This window comes from Nonomuraea ferruginea, from assembly GCF_039540635.1.
In the GTDB taxonomy this organism is placed as follows: Bacteria; Actinomycetota; Actinomycetes; order Streptosporangiales; family Streptosporangiaceae; genus Nonomuraea; species Nonomuraea ferruginea.
In genome coordinates, this window is record NZ_BAABFD010000007.1 from 220,721 (window position 1) to 235,781 (window position 15,061).

Here is a 15,061-nt window from a genome sequence, read left to right on the forward strand (position 1 = left end):
GTCACTCCCTACTCCACGCCGGCGACCGCGCGCACGGCGTCGGCCAGGGGGACGAACGGTTCGGCGCCCGGCGCGGCACCCAGGAACATCCGGTTGTGGGTGATGACGACGGCCAGGCCGCTCGCGAGGTCGGCCCAGCCCATCGACCCGCCTATCCCGGCGTGCGCGAGCACCTGAACCGACCGGCCGAGCAGCGGGTCGGCGGGCGGAGACTCGCCGCCCAGCCAGAAGCCGCCGGTGCCGATCCAGGTCGTGCCCTGGTAGACCTCGTCGAACTCGCCGGCGCCCGGCCGCGGCCGGGTCAGGGCGAGCAGGCGGCCGGCCGAGAGGTACCGGCGGCCGCCGAGCTCACCGCGGTTGGCGAGCAGGCTGAAGAACCGCGCACCGGCGCGGGCCGTCATCACCGCGCCCGCCGCCGGGACCGACGACGACCGGAACCGGGGGTCGTTCCAGCGGTCGGCGTCCGGACGGATCTCCGGGGGCATCGACAGCAGCGGCACCCCGGTCATCGGCGCCCGCTTCGGCGGGTTCGGCCCCCAGGTCAGCCGGGCGACCCGATGCTCGTGCTCCGCCGGGAGCACGTCCCAGACGTCATCGGCGCCGATCGGCAGGCACAGCTCCTCGCGCAGGAACCGGTCGTACGGGCGGTGCTCCGGGTCGGTGCGGCGGACGACCTCGCCGAGGATGTGCCCGAAACTCATCGAGTGGTACATGGAGCGTTCGCCCGGCGGGTGCAGCGGTTCGACGCCCGCGAGCCAGGAGGTGATGGCGTCCCAGTCCGCCAGTCCGGCGGCGTCCAGGTCCGGCGGCATGTGCGGGACGCCGGCCCGGTGCGTGAGCACGTGACCGACGGTGATGCGCTCCTTGCCGCGCTGCCCGTACTCCGGCCAGTACGTCGCGACCGGCTCGTCCATGTCCACCAGCCCTCGTTCGCACTGGAGCTGGATCGCCGTCGCGAGCAACGCCTTGCTCACCGAGAAGACGGGGAACAGGGTGTCGCCGTCGACCGGCCGGCGGTCGCGCGGGTCGGCGACGCCGGTCCACGCGTCGACGATGAGCTCGTCACCGAGGTAGGCGGCGACCTGCACGCCGACCTCGCCCAGCTCGACGGCGCGGGCGAGCGCCTTCTCGATCCGATCGTCGGACCTCATTGCTCGGCTTCCTCTCTCTCGCGGGCCGTCTCGTTCCGTGCTACGACGGGTTCCCGAGGTTCCGCTTCCGTCGGCTCGTCGCCGAGGTACGCCGCGATGACCCGGGGGTCACGGCGCACGTCGCCCGGTGTCCCGTCGGCGATGATCCGCCCGCGTTCCATCACGATCACCCGGTCGCACACCCGCATGACCAGCTCCATGTCGTGCTCGACGACCAGCACTCCCATGCCGCGCTCGTCGGCGAGCCGCCGCAGCAGCACGCCCAGCTCGGCCGACTCGGTCGAGCTCAGCCCGGCCGCCGGCTCGTCGAGGCAGAGGATGGACGGCTCGGCGGCCACCGCGCGGGCGATGCCGACCAGCCGGCGCCGGCCGTACGGCAGCTCGGTGGGCAGCCGGTCGAGGTCGGGACCGAGCTCGAACAGCTCGACGGCGGCGAGCGCCCCCGCGGTGAAGGCCGTCGGGCGCGGCCAGACCAGGTCGGTCAGGTAGGCGCTGCCGGACCGCGCGTCGACCGACGCCTTGAGGTTGTCGGCCACGGTCATGTCGTCGAAGAGTTCGAGACTCTGGAACGATCGGCCGATCCCCTCCCTGACCCGGCGGTGCATCCTCATGGACCCGATCGGCTTGTCCCCGAGCGTGACCGTGCCGGCCTTCGGTCTGGTCGCGCCGGTGACCGCGTCGATCAGGGTCGTCTTGCCCGCGCCGTTCGGCCCGATGAGGCCGACGATCTCGCCCGGCCCGACGTCCAGCGAGGCGTCGTCGACCGCGACCACCCCGCCGAAGGCGACCGTCAGCCCCTGGCCCCGCAGCGTCCGTTCCGGCACGCGGCCGGGCGGGGCCGCGGTCGTGGCGGTCACCGGCGCCGGACGGGACCGGCGGGGCAGGTGGATATGCCGCCCGAGGCCCTCCGCGGCCCCGTCTGGCCGCGCCTGCAGGTACCAGATGGACAGGATGCCGCCCACGAGCGCGATCCACAGCGGCGTCGTCGCGCTGTCCGAGTCGAGCAGCGTGGAGATGAAACCGCCGGGATGCCCGAGCACGCCGAGGAGCGGGCCGGCGATGTAACCGATGCCGCCCAGGACGACCTGGGAGATCCCCAGGATCGAGTCGAAGGCCGCGAAGCCCCGCTCGAACACCATGGTCGGCTGCCGGAACACCACGAGGATCCCGCCCAGCGCGGCGATGGCCGCCGCGAGGGCGAACGCGTAGAGGCGGACCCGCCACGGGTTCAGCCCGACGGACTCGGCCGCCCGCTCGTTGGTGCGTACCGCGATCATGCGGCGTCCGACGCGCCCGCGCCGCACGTTGGCGACCACGAGACCGGCGAGGACGAACGCGATCAGGCACACGACCGCCCACCGCTCGGGATGGACGAGCGAGTCCACCTGCCAGCCGAACACCGTCAGCGGCCCCGGCAGGGGCGTGTAGGCGCCCGAGTACGTCGGATTCTGCAGCAGCACGCCCTGGATCGCCACGGCGGAGCCGAGCGTCGCCACCGCGAAGTTCACCCCGCGGGTGCGCAGCAGCGGCACACCGAGCAGCGCGCCGACGACGAACGTCGCGACCAGGCTGAGCGCGATCGCCGGCAGGAACGGCATTCCGGTACGGGTCAGCAGCAGCCCGGTGATGACCGCGCCGATGCCGGCGAAACTGAACTGGCTGAGCGACAACTGCCCGGTGTAACCGGTGATGACGACGCTGGACAGCAGGATGATCCCGTACGTGCAGGTGATCGTCATCGCCGTCACGTACGACAGGTCGAACACCAGCGTGAGCAGCAGGATCGAGCCGCCGACGAGCGTGAGGAGGATGAACGGCCGGATGTGGCCGTCGCCGACCTTCGGCCGCCGCTCGACGATGGCCGTACGGATCCCGCCGCCCGTGCCGCGCCACACCATCACGAGCACGATCAGCAGGAACGGCACCGCGTCCGCCCAGCCGGGCGTGGCAACGTAGCGGGTCACCTCGGCCTGCGTCACCCCGATGAGCAGGGCGCCCAGGTACGTGAGCGGGAACGAGCGCAGCCCGCCGATCAGCGCGGCGGCGAGCGCCGGGACGATCAGGTGGGTCAGCGTGACGATCTGCACCCCGACGATCGGGGCGAGCAGGACCCCGGCGACGCCGGCGAACACCGAGCCGATCACCCAGTTGCTGGTGGCGATCCGGGCCGGGGAGATGCCCAGCGCAGCCGACGCGATCGGGTTCTCCACCTGCGCCGCGGTGGCCAGCCCGAACCGGGTGCGGCCGTAGCATGCGGTGAGCAGGGCGACGAGCACGGTGGCGATGAAGAAGGTGATGATCCGGTCCTTGCCCAGGTGGATCCCGAACAGCGACACCGGATCGGTGGGGAAGATGGGCTGGACGATGCGTTCGTCCGCGCCGTACCTCAAGGTCAGCGCCGACTGCACGACGACGAGCACGATCAGCGAGACGCTGGTGCGGCTCAGTGTCGACATGCGCGCCATGCGCTGGATCGCGAGCCGGTAGGTCAGGTAGCCGCACAGCGCGGCGGCGAGCAGCGCGCCGGGCACCGCGAGCACGGGCGAGAGCCCCTGGCCCGCGTTGAGCTCCCAGTAGGCGAACGCCGCCACGGTCCCGACGATGCCGTGGGAGAAGTTGATGATCCCGGACCCGCGATAGGCGATCACGATGCCGAGCGCGGTCAGCGCCAGGAGAGATCCCGACGACATCCCGACCAGCGCGAGCTGGATGGCGCCGTTCATGACCCGTGGCCTCCGATCGTGGCGCCGGGTTCGTCGGCCGCGGCCGACAGATAGCTGGCCTCGATCTCGGCCAGCCGCGATCCCATCTCGGCCGCCGTACCCTCGATCACGATCTCTCCCCGGCGCAGCACGCAGACGCGATCGGCGATCTGGAGAGCGCGCTGGACCCGCTCCTCGACGATGAGCACGCCGACGCCCCGGTCGGCGGCGGCGCGCAGACTGGTGAGCAGCCGGGCCACGATGAGCGGGGCGAGGCCGAGCGTCAGCTCGTCGGCGAGCAGCACCTTCGGCGAGCCGGCCAGCGCGCGGGCCAGGGTGAGCATCTGCTGCTCGCCGCCCGACATCAGCCCCACCTTCCGGTCCAGCAGCGGCTCCAGTTCGGGCATCAGAGCCAGGCTCTCCTGGACGCCGCCGCGGCCGAGCCGGAGGTTCTCCCGGCAGGTGAGGCCCATGAAGACCGAGCGGTCCTCGCAGATCAGCGCCACGCCGGCGTCGGCCCTGCGATGCAGCCCCTCCGGCGCGGGCCGGCCGTCGAGCCGGACCGAGCCGGAGATCGGTGTCAGGACTCCGGACAGGGCCATGAGGGTCGTGGTCTTGCCGGCTCCGTTCGCGCCCAGCAGCGCGACGATCTCGCCGGGACGGACCGCGACCGACAGCCCTTTCAGTACGGGGAGGTGGCCGTAGCCGACCTCGAGGCCGACCGCCTCGAGGATCGGCTCCGCCCCGGTCTGGGTCACCCGTTCGCCTTGACGGCGTCGAGCACGCTGAACGGCTCGGCGGCCGGGCCGTAGGTGCCGTCCTTGACCGTGTACGTGACGACGTTGGTGTTCAGGATCCGGCTGAAGTCCTTGATGCCGATCGGCGTGGTGAGGTCGATGGCCGGTCCGACACCCGTCTCGACGGCGTCGAGTGTGCCGAGCGCCTGCTGCATCGCCTTGCCGTCGATCGGGCCCTGGATGGACTCGGCGGCCGCCTTCACCACGGCCAGGGCAGACCACACGACCACGCCCGCCGACGTCGGCTTCGCGTCCGGCTGGTACTTCTTCATGGCGTCGCGGAAGGCGACCATGCCAGCCTCGTCACTGTTCACCGGCAGGAACGAGTCGGACAGCAGCACGCCCTCGGCGGGCTTGCCCACCTGGTCGATGAGCGCCTGGGTGAGCGACGCGGCGGCGAGCCCGGCCTTCACGCCCGGCGCGCCGGCGCCCAGGGCCGTGATCGCCTTGCCGGCCTCGCCCGGCGGGAGCGCGATCACCACGCAGTCCGCGCCGTTCGACACGACCTGGGCGACCGGGGCTCCGTAGTCGGCGTTGGTGGTCGGCACCGCGATCTTCGCGTTCAGCTTCATGCCGAGCGACTTCAGCCCGGCGTCGGCGAAGTCGGCGGAGGCGATCGAGGACGGCAGCGACTGTGTGATCGCGTCCACCTTCTTGCAGCCGTAGGTCTTGACCAGCCCGATCGCGGCCCCGCTGAACGACACCGGCGTGCCGCCGGGGATCGGCCAGGAAGCCGGGCTGGTGAACTCGAGCGGGTTGATCGGGTGGCTGAGCAGCGGGATACCGGCCTGTTCGAGCACCGGCACCATGCCGCTGCCGCCGACCGACAGGCCGCCGATCACGGCGATGGCGCCCTGGGCGACCGCGTCCTGGGCGCACTTCGCGCTCACGTTGGGGTCGGCCTGGTCGTTGCAGACCGTCAGCTCGACCTTGCGGCCGGCGATGCCGCCGCTGTCGTTCACCGCGGACACGGCGGCCTCGATCGCCGCCGCCTGGTCCGGGAACCCGACAGACGGCGCGGACACGGTCAGGATGCCGACGAGCTTGAGCGGGGCCGCCCCGGAGGAAGCGGCAGCGGCGGGCGCCGCGTCGGGGGCGACGTCGTCCGAGGACGAGCACGCCGTGGTCAATGTCAGTAAAGCCGCCGCGGCGACGGCTGCGAGCCGCCGACGACGGCCGGCGAGGGAAGTTCTGTTGGTCATTACGGCGATCCCATCAGCTGGTCATGAACTCGTCCCCCGACGCGATAGGGGGCAGCGTGATCGCACTCTGTTACTGCTGGCATTACCGACCGCGGCAGCGGGATCGGTAACAGAACCCCGTGCCGGGCACCGCGTCACCAACCGTCTCGGGAACACCGGATGGCATGCTTCCCTGATGAACACACCGAAGGCTTCTTGGCGTAACACAACTCACGACTGGAGGACAGGCGTCGACGCCGAGCATCTCGCGCACATCCGGCAGACGCCGGCCACGTTCGCGCCCGGTGGCGCTCTGCATCTGATCCTCGAAGTCGTCGCCTACGTCGCCGACGAGGCCGAGTGCGGCAACGGTGGGCATTGCGCCATCACGCTTCACGCCGACGGCTCAGTGTCAGTGGCAGACGACGGGCGAGGCACGGACACCCGCCTCGACACTGACGATCGGATGGTGAAGAAGCCGATCATGGCGTCGAAGGACCTCCGGTTCTTCGATCACCCTGAGGCGCAGACGCTGCCCGACGGCCACCCGCGCCGCGGCATGTCCGTCGTCGCGGCGCTCAGCGAGTGGCTCGTCCACACCAACCGCCGCCAGAACGGGGCGTGGAACCAGCGCTACGAACATGGCGTTCCCGTGACGGATCTGGAACCGATCGCCTGCGACGGCACCACGGGAACGGTCGTCCGCTTCCGGCCGGATCGGTCCCTCCCCACGGCCGGGCTGACGGCCGACGAACTGGTACGGCTCACCCTGTCCTGGCCGGCCCTGTCCGTCGAGATCGACGATGACCGTGCCGGTTGGCAGTAGGCTCCCTTGTCACCTTCGCGACCTGCGTTCCCGACGCCTGGCGTCGGTGGTTGACCATCACATTGCGGTGCTGCCGAGTCTGCGGTATCGATCTTCACGTCAGCTACCGGCAGGCCTACCTCATCGACTACGGCACGCTGGCCCAGATGTTTTCCCCGATGACCACCCAGAGCACCCCGTGGGGATCCTCCGGGGCCTGTCGGTCAGGAGGAGTGACAGCGATCATCCAGATTGGAGTGGTTGCGGGACGGGGTGTCGGGCGAGGTAGTCCTGCAGTTCGCGGTGCCGGAACTGGTAGGCGATCCCGGCCGTGCGGATGAGCCCGGCGTGATAGCACCACTGCAAGAAACTTCCCAGCCTGAGTGGGAGCCGCCCCCGCGTGCACAGCAGCAGCGCGAGGTATCTCGTCCCCGCGACCCCGGCCGCGAGTCCGAACGTGACGCTGCCGCCCACGAGTCCCGCCGCGAGCCCGAAGGTGACTCCGGCCGTGAGGTTGATCGCGAGGCCTACCGCCATCCCGTAGGCGATGGCCACGAGCGCGGCCCCGCCTTGGAGTGAGGACCACAACCCGACGGCTGCCGCCGCCATGGACCCGTACATGAGTCCGGCCGCGAGTCCGACCTCGATGTCGGATCTCACGACGTCGCGGGGGTTCGTGGCGCCCTCGGCCGCCGGCGCCGTGAGCCCGACGGTGAGCCCGACGGTGAGCGCGGTGATGACTCCCGCCGCGACTCCCAACCAGTGCCCGAGGGTGAGCTCGATGGTGAGCCAGGCCAGGAACCCGGTCGCGAGCCCGCCCCGGAGCCCGGCCCCGAGCCTCTTCCGACCCTTGCCGGTGGGCCGTCGTAAGGTGCCCAGACGGGAGGGTTGAGGCCAGGTCGGTCCCCAAGCCGAGAAGCACATGTACACCCCGACGGCGATGAAGATCGCCACCAGGTACGGGTTGGACGAGTTGACCATTCCCCCGGGCAGCAGCGCTCCGCCGAAGGCGAGCCAGACAATGGTGAGCCAGACGATGGCGGTGAGCGCGATGGCGAGAAATCGGGGGCGGTTGCCGGCCAAGGGCCAGAGCTCGTGAAGAACGATGTCGGTGCTCGACAGCGGACGTCCGCCGACGGTACGGCCGGTGCCGGCGTTGGTGTCCAGGTAGGAGGCCAGCACCGCCAGCCAGGCGTGCGCCTTCTCGGGACGGTAGGGTCCGGCAGAGTGCCCGCGGGGTGCCGTGACAGCGGGGATGTAGAGCGCGAGGAGATGGTCGCGGATCTTGTCGGGATGGTCCAAGGCCGGGCCGGCCAGCTCGGCAGGATCACGGAGGTAGCGGCCGGTGGCGGGGTCGCGTTGCTCATAAACGGTGATGGCCATGGTGAGCCGCCAGGGACTGTCCAGAGCGCGGGAGAGCGGCGCCTCGGGGCGGAAGTCGATGGCGTCCAGGACGTCCCGCCAGCGGTCCATGTTCTGGTTGCTGCCGACCCGAGATTCTGTGAAAGTCAGCGCCTTGCTCGCGCTGAGCGGGGTGATCTCGACGCGGGCGGCGTTCTCGGCCCACACCTCAGTGCGAGTGAGCGCGTCGTACTGGCCGGTGCGGCAGGTGAGTACGAGCTCGGCCTTCTCCTGGCCGCGCTGATAGTCGTTCAGCGCCCGCAGCGCCTGCGCGGCACGGGAGGCGTAGCCGGGTTCCGGGTCGGTGTCCATCTCGTCGAGGCCGTCGACGACCGGCAGCACCCGCCCGGCAGCGACGAGGGCGGCGGCCGTACGCGGCGCCATCCGATAGGCACGGGCCAGGTGCCTGGTCAACCAGTCCCGCACCCGAGTGCCTGGATCCCAGGACGCCGCGGACAGGCGAACGGGGATCGGGTCATCAGGTTGACGTCCGGTGAGCAGCCCCAGCATCAGCTCGACCGCCAAGACCGTCTTGCCCGCTCCGGGCGCTCCGGTGATGACCAGCCGCCGGGGCCGCAACTCGCGATAGTAGGCCGCCACCTCTTGCAGGCTTCCCGCCGCAGGGGCGCCGGCGGCGTTGTGCGCGGGTGCGGGCCTGAACACGAAGTCGACGTCGATGGTTTTGTCAGCACGGCCCAGCATCTGGTGCCGCGCTTGAGTCTCGGCCTCCAGGACCGCGTCGGCCAGCCACCTGGACCAGGCGTTCACATCGATGTCGGTGTATCGCTGCGCGAGCACGGCCTGCCGACCGGCCCACACCGCCACGGCCAAGGCCGCCAGTGCGATGATCGCACTCGCCGGATCGACATCTCCCCACGTCGCGCCGGGCAGGCCGAGTAACCCCACCGCAGCCGCCACCACGACCAGGGTCACGCATACGACCGCCCACGCCCAGCGCGCCCCCCGAGCCTCACCCATAACCACCCAGCATGCCACCCCCTCACTGCCACGCACCCGAATCCGAACCACTGATCAACGGCCAGGCCTATTCGTCGGGCGTATGCGGCTGGAAGTGACGGACTCCGCCGGGTACAGCCACCCGTAGCTGTCCAGCAAAGTGATCGTCACCTGCGTGACGGAGGCGGGCATGGTGAGCGCAGCGTAGCGGGGCCCGTCCGGGTTCCGCGCGGACCCGAAACCGCTGGTGGGATTCAGCGACATCACCTACCTGCACCTGACCATCTGGCGTCAGTGCCGGGTCCCCGGCATCCACGGCTGCCTCGCCGGCCCCCACGCCACCGCGACCGTCCGCCATCTGCTGACCAGCACCGAATCCGTGACGCACCATCGCCATCCTCGGCTGCTCTCCGTCGCCGCCGAGGTGCCAGGCCACGCCCGCGGCCACCTGCTGGGCGGATGGCTGAGCGCGCTGGCCGGCCTGGCCGGCGCCGGACTGCCCGACCTGACGGGGGCGATCCTGCTGATCGAAGCCGAACGGACGATCGGGCTCGGACAGGTCGACCGGCAACTCACCCAGCTGATCCGCTCGGGCGCCCTGGACGGCTTGTGGGGAATCGTCCTGGGACGGTTCCCCGGTTTCGAGGACTACACCGACCGCGGCTGGAACCTCGTCGACGTTCTCCGCGACCGGCTCACCCCGCTCGGCGTCCCCGTGCTCGGTGGGCTCGAATTCGGGCACGGCCCGGATCCGCACGCCGTCGCCCTCGGCACCATGGCCGAACTCGACACCGCCAGCGGCACCCTCACGCTCCGCCCGCCGGCCCACGACCGGTACGGCTGACCCCCATCAACCGATCGGTGGATGTCGGCGGCGGCGCCCGGCGGCGAGGCTCGAAGCATGACAGCGATCATCGAGATCAACGAGCTGAGCAAGAGCTACAAGGCGGGCAAGGCGGTCGACGGCGTCACCTTGACCGTGCGGCGCGGCGAGATCTTCGGCATCGCCGGCCCCAACGGCGCGGGCAAGACCACGCTCGTGGAGTGCGCCTCCGGGCTGCGCCGGCCGGACGGCGGCACCCTGCGCGTGCTCGGCCTGGACCCGTACGACGACCGCCGCGCGCTCCTCCAGCGCATCGGCGCCCAGCTGCAGGAGGCGGCCCTCCCCGACGCCATCAAGGTAGGCGAGGCGTTGAGGATGTACGCCTCCTTCTACGACAAGCCGGCCGACTGGCGGGCGGTCATGGACGAATGGGGGCTCGCGGACCGGAGGCGGGCCCGCTTCGGGAACCTGTCCGGCGGCTGGAAGCAGCGCCTGTTCATCGCGCTGGCCCTGGTCGGCAACCCCGAGGTCGTCTTCCTCGACGAGCTCACCACCGGCCTGGACCCCGCCGCCCGCCGCACCACGTGGGGCCTCATCCGCGAGATGCGCGGGCGCGGCGTCACCGTCGTGCTGGTCACCCACTTCATGGACGAGGCCGAGGCGCTGTGCGACCGCCTCGCCATCGTCGACCGCGGCCGCGTCGTCGCCGAGGGCAGCCCGCGTGAGCTGATCGCCGAGGCGGGAGCCGACTCCCTGGAGAACGCGTACTTCGCCCTGACCGAAAGGGAAATGGCATGAAAGGCCTCGCGAACGTCGTCGCCGTCGAGCTCAAGCTGATCGTCCGTGACCCGATGTCGGCCTTCTTCGCGCTCGTCTTCCCAGCGATCATGCTCTGGGTCAAGCTGCGCGGCGGCAACAAGCCCTTGCGGGGCGGGACGCCGCTGATCGACGCCACCGTGCCGATGCTGACCGTGTTCGTCATCGGCCTGGCCGCGCTGGTCGTGCTCCCCGCCACGCTGGCCCACTACCGGGAGCGCCGGGTCCTGAAGCGGCTGCGCGCGACCCCCGCCTCCCGCGCCATGCTGTTCGGGGCACAGTGGGCGGCGCACATGCTGCTGGCGGTGCTCGGCTCGGCGCTGCTGATCGTCATCGGCCTGGTCGCGTTCGGGCTGACCGCGCCGGCGAACGTCGTGGGCGTCCTGGTGGCGTGGCTGCTGGGCGCGCTCAGCCTGGGCTCCATCGGGCTCCTCCTCGGCGCGCTCGTCCCCACCGGCCGCGCCGCGACCGTGATCGGGCTGGCCGTGTTCTTCCCGATGGTGTTCCTGTCCGGCGCCATGATCCCCCGGGAGACCATGTCCGGCTCGATGCGCGCGATCGGCGATCTCCTCCCCATGGCTCCGGCGGTCCAGGCGGTCCGCGACGGCTGGGCGGGCGGCGCCACCTCACCGCTTACGCTGGGCGTCATGGTCGCGATCTCGATCGTCGCGGGCGGCCTCGCCCTCAGGACGTTCCGATGGTGACGACCGACCCGGGCCTGACGCGCTGGGACCGGGTCCAGGCCGCGCTGCCGTACCTGCTGGTCCTGCTTCCCGCGCTCTTCGCCCTGCTGCGGGAGTGGCGGCTGGAGGTGCTGGTCCTGGCGCTGTTCGCGGTGGCCTGGCACTGGCTGATGGTGACCTCCCACCCTGGCTGGATCGCCCGCCCGGTGGTGCTGATCGCCTACTTCGCCGTCCTGCTCGCCGTCATCGGGGTCCTGGTCAGGATCGACAACGTGTTCACGGTGACGGGACTGGGAGCGTTCGTCCAGTGTTTCGCCCTGCTGCCGGGGTTGTGGGCGTACGGCGGGGTGGCCGTGACGGTCGGCGTGCTGATCGCCGCCCGCCCGCAGCTCGGGCGCACCCCGGTCGAGCTGCTCGGCTCCTTCGTCGTCGGGGTGCTGGCCGCCTCCACCGTCGGCCTGGTCATCAAGGCCATCTCCGACCAGAACGACCAGCGCAAGATGATGATCGCGGAGTTACGGGAGACGAGCGCCAAGCTGGTCGCGCTCGCCGACGACAACGCGAACCTCCAGGCCCAGCTGCTGACCCGGGCCCGCGAGGCCGGCGTGCTGGAGGAGCGGCAGCGGATGGCCAGGGAGATCCACGACACCGTCGCGCAGGGCCTGACCGCCATCCTCACCCAGCTGGAGGCCGTCGGCGACGTGCCGCCTCCGGCCCGTGCCCGCCTGGACACGGTTCAGGCCATGGCCAGGGAGAGCCTGACCGAGGCCCGCCGCTCGGTGCAGGCGCTGCGCCCGGCGTCGCTCCAGCACGAGGGCGCGCTGGCGACCGTTCTGGAGAAACTCGCGGCGACCTGGTCGCGGAACACCGGCGTGCCCGCCGCCGTGTCGATCACCGGCGACCCCCGGCCGCTGCACGCGGAGGTGGAGACGGCCCTGCTGCGGGTGGCGCAGGAGGCACTGGCCAACGTTTCCAAGCACGCCTCGGCCGGGCGGGTCGGCCTCACGCTCTCGTACATGGACGACGTGGTGGCGCTGGACGTCCGCGACGACGGCGCCGGCTTCGCCCCGGCGGCCGCGTCCCACGGCGAGGGCTTCGGCCTCGTCGCGATGCGCCAGCGCGTCACCCGCCTGGCCGGGAGCTTCGCGATCGAGTCCGCCCCAGGCCAGGGCACCGGCGTCTCCGCCACCGTCCCGGCCATCCCCGCCGACCCCGACCCGGGACCGTGAGGCCATGCCGCCGATCCGTTTGATCATCGTGGACGACCATCCGATCGTCCGCGACGGCCTGCGCGGCATCTTCGCCGCCGACGCCGGCTTCGAGGTCGTCGGCGAGGCGGCCGACGGTCCCGAGGCCCTCGCGGTGGCCCTGCGTACGGATCCCGACGTCGTGCTCCTGGACCTGCGCATGCCGAGGATGAGCGGCGTGGAGGTCATCCGCCGGCTCCGCGAGCAGACGCCCGGCATCCACGTGCTGGTCCTGACCACGTTCGACGATGACGCCGACGTCCTGCCGGCGATCGAGCAGGGCGCCACCGGCTATCTCCTCAAGGACACGCCCCGGGCCGACCTGCGCCGTGCCGTGCTGGCGGCCTCCCGCGGCGAAACCGTGCTGTCTCCGACGGTGGCCGGTGTGCTGACGGCGAAGGACCGCGCGCCGGAGGCGCCGCGCACGCTGAGCCGCCGCGAACTCGAGGTGCTCAAGCTGATCGCCCGGGGCGCGACCAATCGTGACATCGCCGGGAAGCTCTTCATCACCGAGGCGACGGTCAAGACGCATCTGCTCCACGTCTTCGCCAAGCTCCAGGTGAAGGACCGGGCGGCGGCGGTGGCGGCGGCGTACGAGATCGGCCTGCTCAGACCGGCCGCCGACGGCTGAGGGTAAGTACTTCGCCAAAGGCGGGCGCCCGTCCGGGGGCGGGCGTGAGCATGGGTGACCGTGCGTCATGTCCTCGCCGTCCTGGTCCTGCTCACCGCCGGCTGCGCCGCCACCACGCCGGTCGCCCCCGGGCCCGCCCCGGTGTCCGCCGGAGCCTCCGAACGCGCCGCGCCCGCGCAGGCGCCGCCCGCGCCGTGGCGCATCACCGAACGTGGCGGCGAGCACGAGATCGAGGGCTACGCCGACCGGGTCAGCGTGCTGCCGGGGGAGCGGTTCCGGCTGCTCGTCTCCACGACCGCGCCGCGCTTCACCGCGTCGGCGTTCCGGATGGGCGCCCGGCCGGTGAGGGCCTGGCGTTCCACGCCGGTCGCCGGGACCCGGCAGCCGCCGCCGCGGACCGTCGAGGGCATGGTGACCGCCGCTCACTGGAAGCCCTCGCTCACCGTCGACACCACCGGCTGGGCCGAGGGCGCCTATCTGGTGCGGCTGGACGCCTCGACGGGCGGCCAGCGCTACGTGCCGATCACCGTGCGGTCGGCCTCGGCCGAGGGCCGGGTGGTGATCGTCAACGCCGTGACCACCTGGCAGGCGTACAACCTGTGGGGAGGACGCAGCCTCTACAGCGGCCCCGGCGGATTCGACGACCGGTCACGCAAGGTCACCTTCGATCGTCCGTACGACGGCTCGGGTGCCCGGCTCTTCCTGGACTTCGAGTGGAACGCCATCCGGCTGGCCGAGCAGAGCGGAGTGCCGCTGGCCTATCTGACCAGCCTCGACCTGCGGCCCGGCGCGTTGGGCGGCGCGCGGGCCGTGGTGTCGCTGGGGCACGACGAGTACTGGTCGCCGACGATGCGGAAGGTCGTCACGCAGGCCCGTGACGCGGGCGCGAACCTGGCCTTCCTCGGGGCCAACGCCGTCTACTGGCGGATCGGGCTGCACGGCAGGACGGTCATGTGCGACAAGGAGACCCGGTGCCCGCTCTGGCGGCGGTCGGAGCCTGAGAGCGGGCTGGTCGGGCAGATGTACGACTGCTTCCCGGCCGAGGCGACCTACCGGGTGAGCAAGCCGGGCCACTGGATCTTCGAGGGGACCCGGGGCAGGAGCTTCCCCGGGCTGGCCGGCGTGGAGACCGACAAGGTGTCGCCAGGCTCACCGGACGACATCGAGGTGCTGGCCGAGTCGCCCGTCGACTGCGGCGGCCGGGCCACGGTGAGCCACACCACCTACTACGTCGCCCCCAGCGGCGCCGGGGTGTTCGCCTCCGGCACGATGCGCTGGGTGTGCGGCATGAAGGGCGCGGCCTGCGGCCACGGCGTGACCCGGGCGGCCTCCGCCTTCACCCGCCGCGCCACGCTCAACCTGCTGACCAGGTTCGCCAAGGGGCCGGCAGGGGACTGCTCGAACCCGTCGTCCGGGTGCTCCGGCCGGGCCTGAGACGCCGGCGCGTCACGCCGCGTTCCCCACCACCCGCTCCGGCGTGATGAGGATCGTCACGCGCACCTTGTCCGGGGGCAGCCGGAGGTACTCCTCGCCGGCTCCCTCGCCCTCGTACTCCTCCGCCAGCCGCACCGCCAGCCGCCTTCCCTCGTCCTCGGTGACCGTCGCGACCCCTCGGACCTCGACGTACCTGTCGGGGTCCGCAAGGTCGAACACGCTGAGGCTGACCCGTGGGTCCCGCTCCAGGTTCACCACCTTGCGCCTGCCGGCCTGGGAGGAGATGACCACGTCGTCGCCGTCGGTGCCGACCCAGACGACCGAGGTCTGCGGACTGCCATCGGGGTTGAGGGTGGCGAGAACGCCGAGGTTGGGGGCCTTGAGGATGCTCCGGGCAGTGTCGCTTAGAGAGATGCTCATGATCGGCAGCATA

The 15,061-nt window shown here is 71.6% G+C and carries 13 protein-coding genes and 1 pseudogene; 8 read left to right on the forward strand and 6 right to left on the reverse strand.

Going from position 1 to position 15,061, the window contains the following annotated elements; translation table 11 throughout:
- Positions 1 to 8: 8 nt before the first annotated feature.
- From ABD999_RS15825 to ABD999_RS15840, 4 genes are read right to left on the reverse strand one after another with little or no spacing between them, the layout of a single operon-like run.
- Positions 9 to 1,151 (reverse strand): serine hydrolase domain-containing protein, encoded by a 1,143-nt coding sequence (locus tag ABD999_RS15825; RefSeq protein ID WP_271276983.1) that lies wholly within the window; start codon positions 1,149 to 1,151, stop codon positions 9 to 11.
- A complete protein-coding gene (locus tag ABD999_RS15830) occupies positions 1,148 to 3,874 on the reverse strand; it encodes a branched-chain amino acid ABC transporter permease/ATP-binding protein (protein ID WP_271276984.1) in 2,727 nt (908 codons plus the stop codon). The genes ABD999_RS15825 and ABD999_RS15830 overlap by 4 nt, the downstream gene beginning before the upstream one ends.
- Positions 3,871 to 4,611, reverse strand: a complete 741-nt coding sequence (locus ABD999_RS15835) for an ABC transporter ATP-binding protein (RefSeq protein WP_271276985.1) — start codon at positions 4,609 to 4,611, stop codon at positions 3,871 to 3,873. The genes ABD999_RS15830 and ABD999_RS15835 overlap by 4 nt, the downstream gene beginning before the upstream one ends.
- A complete protein-coding gene (locus tag ABD999_RS15840) occupies positions 4,608 to 5,852 on the reverse strand; it encodes an ABC transporter substrate-binding protein (protein ID WP_271276986.1) in 1,245 nt (414 codons plus the stop codon). The genes ABD999_RS15835 and ABD999_RS15840 overlap by 4 nt, the downstream gene beginning before the upstream one ends.
- A gap of 175 nt (positions 5,853 to 6,027) precedes the next feature.
- Here ABD999_RS15840 and ABD999_RS15845 point away from each other — a divergent pair, with 175 nt between their 5' ends.
- The gene (locus ABD999_RS15845) at positions 6,028 to 6,657 is read left to right on the forward strand and encodes an ATP-binding protein (protein WP_271276987.1); all 630 of its coding nucleotides are present in this window, start codon (positions 6,028 to 6,030) and stop codon (positions 6,655 to 6,657) included.
- Positions 6,658 to 6,879: 222 nt separating this feature from the next.
- Here ABD999_RS15845 and ABD999_RS15850 read toward each other — a convergent pair whose 3' ends face one another.
- Complete coding sequence (locus ABD999_RS15850) at positions 6,880 to 9,015, reverse strand: NACHT domain-containing protein (protein ID WP_271276988.1); 2,136 nt, start codon at positions 9,013 to 9,015, stop codon at positions 6,880 to 6,882.
- A gap of 214 nt (positions 9,016 to 9,229) precedes the next feature.
- On the opposite strand from ABD999_RS15850, the pseudogene ABD999_RS15855 reads away from it, so the two are divergent.
- From ABD999_RS15855 to ABD999_RS15885, 7 genes and pseudogenes are all read left to right on the forward strand, one after another.
- Positions 9,230 to 9,301, forward strand: a pseudogene (locus tag ABD999_RS15855) (LD-carboxypeptidase); the annotation flags it as partial.
- Between the two features lie 72 nt (positions 9,302 to 9,373).
- Complete coding sequence (locus tag ABD999_RS15860; RefSeq protein WP_345482780.1) at positions 9,374 to 9,838, forward strand: hypothetical protein; 465 nt, start codon at positions 9,374 to 9,376, stop codon at positions 9,836 to 9,838.
- A 57-nt stretch (positions 9,839 to 9,895) separates the two neighbouring features.
- Positions 9,896 to 10,615, forward strand: coding sequence for an ABC transporter ATP-binding protein (locus ABD999_RS15865; protein ID WP_271276989.1), 720 nt, complete (start codon positions 9,896 to 9,898; stop codon positions 10,613 to 10,615).
- On the forward strand, positions 10,612 to 11,337 hold the full coding sequence (locus tag ABD999_RS15870; RefSeq protein ID WP_271276990.1) for an ABC transporter permease: 726 nt from the start codon (positions 10,612 to 10,614) through the stop codon (positions 11,335 to 11,337). Before ABD999_RS15865 ends, ABD999_RS15870 begins: the two co-directional genes overlap by 4 nt.
- Complete coding sequence (locus ABD999_RS15875; RefSeq protein ID WP_271276991.1) at positions 11,331 to 12,545, forward strand: sensor histidine kinase; 1,215 nt, start codon at positions 11,331 to 11,333, stop codon at positions 12,543 to 12,545. The genes ABD999_RS15870 and ABD999_RS15875 overlap by 7 nt, the downstream gene beginning before the upstream one ends.
- Before the next feature lie 4 nt (positions 12,546 to 12,549).
- A complete protein-coding gene (locus tag ABD999_RS15880; RefSeq protein ID WP_148033211.1) occupies positions 12,550 to 13,194 on the forward strand; it encodes a response regulator in 645 nt (214 codons plus the stop codon).
- Positions 13,195 to 13,248: 54 nt separating this feature from the next.
- Positions 13,249 to 14,628, forward strand: a complete 1,380-nt coding sequence (locus ABD999_RS15885) for a N,N-dimethylformamidase beta subunit family domain-containing protein (protein ID WP_271276992.1) — start codon at positions 13,249 to 13,251, stop codon at positions 14,626 to 14,628.
- A gap of 12 nt (positions 14,629 to 14,640) precedes the next feature.
- Here ABD999_RS15885 and ABD999_RS15890 read toward each other — a convergent pair whose 3' ends face one another.
- Complete coding sequence (locus tag ABD999_RS15890) at positions 14,641 to 15,048, reverse strand: PPOX class F420-dependent oxidoreductase (RefSeq protein ID WP_271276993.1); 408 nt, start codon at positions 15,046 to 15,048, stop codon at positions 14,641 to 14,643.
- Positions 15,049 to 15,061: the final 13 nt, after the last annotated feature.

Bases quoted from the DNA above. Each gene is read 5' to 3' on its own strand.
- ABD999_RS15830 (WP_271276984.1), bottom strand. From the start codon at position 3,874: ATGAACGGCGCCATCCAGCTCGCGCTGGTCGGGATGTCGTCGGGATCT.
- ABD999_RS15890 (WP_271276993.1), bottom strand. From the start codon at position 15,048: ATGAGCATCTCTCTAAGCGACACTGCCCGGAGCATCCTCAAGGCCCCC.
- ABD999_RS15840 (WP_271276986.1), bottom strand. From the start codon at position 5,852: ATGACCAACAGAACTTCCCTCGCCGGCCGTCGTCGGCGGCTCGCAGCC.
- ABD999_RS15850 (WP_271276988.1), bottom strand. From the start codon at position 9,015: ATGGGTGAGGCTCGGGGGGCGCGCTGGGCGTGGGCGGTCGTATGCGTG.
- ABD999_RS15880 (WP_148033211.1), top strand. From the start codon at position 12,550: ATGCCGCCGATCCGTTTGATCATCGTGGACGACCATCCGATCGTCCGC.
- ABD999_RS15845 (WP_271276987.1), top strand. From the start codon at position 6,028: ATGAACACACCGAAGGCTTCTTGGCGTAACACAACTCACGACTGGAGG.
- ABD999_RS15825 (WP_271276983.1), bottom strand. From the start codon at position 1,151: ATGAGGTCCGACGATCGGATCGAGAAGGCGCTCGCCCGCGCCGTCGAG.
- ABD999_RS15865 (WP_271276989.1), top strand. From the start codon at position 9,896: ATGACAGCGATCATCGAGATCAACGAGCTGAGCAAGAGCTACAAGGCG.
- ABD999_RS15875 (WP_271276991.1), top strand. From the start codon at position 11,331: ATGGTGACGACCGACCCGGGCCTGACGCGCTGGGACCGGGTCCAGGCC.
- ABD999_RS15870 (WP_271276990.1), top strand. From the start codon at position 10,612: ATGAAAGGCCTCGCGAACGTCGTCGCCGTCGAGCTCAAGCTGATCGTC.